The organism is Burkholderia sp. A2, assembly GCF_001729305.1.
GTDB lineage: Bacteria > Pseudomonadota > Gammaproteobacteria > Burkholderiales > Burkholderiaceae > Burkholderia > Burkholderia sola.
Map to the genome: position 1 here is coordinate 1 of NZ_LZXX01000161.1, position 1,363 is coordinate 1,363.

At 61.1% G+C, this 1,363-nt stretch carries 2 protein-coding genes; one reads left to right on the forward strand and one right to left on the reverse strand.

The features are described 5' to 3' along the window. Positions 1–43: 43 nt before the first annotated feature. Positions 44–790 (reverse strand): TenA family transcriptional regulator, encoded by a 747-nt coding sequence (locus A9Z05_RS33640; RefSeq protein WP_069621830.1) that lies wholly within the window; start codon positions 788–790, stop codon positions 44–46. A gap of 173 nt (positions 791–963) precedes the next feature. On the opposite strand from A9Z05_RS33640, the gene A9Z05_RS33645 reads away from it, so the two are divergent. Further along, positions 964–1,230 carry an acyl carrier protein gene (locus A9Z05_RS33645; protein ID WP_050016620.1) on the forward strand — a complete coding sequence of 89 codons (267 nt, stop codon included), beginning with the start codon at positions 964–966 and terminating at the stop codon, positions 1,228–1,230. The last annotated feature ends 133 nt before the right edge of the window (positions 1,231–1,363 follow it).

A 1,363-nucleotide genomic window follows, 5' to 3' on the forward strand; every position in this document is an offset into this window, starting at 1 on the left:
GCGCGCGACGAGATCGTCGAAGGTCATCATCGGCGTTGTCCCGTCACGCGTGCGCGACGCCCTCCGCGGACGCGTAGTACTTTTGCGCGGCGCTTTCATACATGTTCCAGAACAGCTTGCACGTGTGGCGCACCGCGAACAGCGCTTCCTGCTGCATCTCCACGGTCGTGCACAGGTCGGTCACGAGCGAAATGCCCTCGGCGACGTGCGCGACGTCCTCTTTCTGGTGAACCGAAAAGAATCGCGTGTCCTCCTCGGTGAGCCCGTAGCACTTCGCCAGAATCGAGTGGCGCGCGTCGCCCGCACGGGTTTCCAGGCTCTGCCCTTCGCTCGCGATCATCACCGCGGCGGCACCGATATGGTAGGTACCGTCGCCCTTGCAGTTCTCGAGGCGATAGTCGATCAACTCGCGCGTGGCCGCGGACGGCGTCCATGCATCGCGCTCCTCGTCGCTGATGTCTTGCGCGCGAATGAAGTCTTCCATGAGCTCGACATGGTTCTTCGTTTTCGAGAAGCGCCCGGTTTCCTCTTCGAACAGGTTGTACAGCAGCCGGCGCTTGTGGTCGGGAAACGGGCAGCGGAAGTACAGGTTCTCGATGTACTCCAGAAAGTACCGGGTGATCTGGTATCCCTCGAGCGTGATGATCTTCAGCAAGCGCCAGTTTTTCTGAGGCGTGAACAACTCCGCGAAGATCGGGTGATCGAGCGTGAGCTGCTCGTCCAGCGTGTCGCGCAGCGCGCGGGAAAACGTCGCTTTGTCCATCAGCACGGCTTCTTTGGTGAGGGTCATGATCGTTCCCTGTCGGTGAGGTAACCGGCAATGTAATGGCGGCTTTCGAGACTGAAACCTGTCCGTTCGGGCGAGTGTTTCCACCGCTACGCCAACCCTGTACGTCAGTGCAGGTAGGCAGTGCGGTGGCTTGACGCTATAAAGCGGAACCCCTACGGCACTTGGAGAATCCGATGGACGACCACGCGAACGTGTTCGCTACGCTTACCGAACTGATTCCGCAGATTGCTGCGCTCGATATTGCGCCGGACATGCTGACGCGGGAAACGTCGCTGACGTCGGATCTGATGCTCGACTCGATCTCGCTGCTGTCGCTGATGGCGCTGACCGAGGATCGGCTCGGCATCAGCTTCGCATCGCACACGGAACAGGTCGCGAACCTCGAAACCATCGGCGATGCGGTTGACCTGGTGGAAATGCTGTTGTCCGTGAAAGCGTAGCGAGATGACGATGAACGACCATCCGCTCGACGCATGCGGGATGCCGACTGCCGGCGGCTACGACCGTGTCTGCCTGCTGGATGCCGGCGACCTCGACGCACTGCGCGCGGCGGCCGATGCCGGCGATACGGCA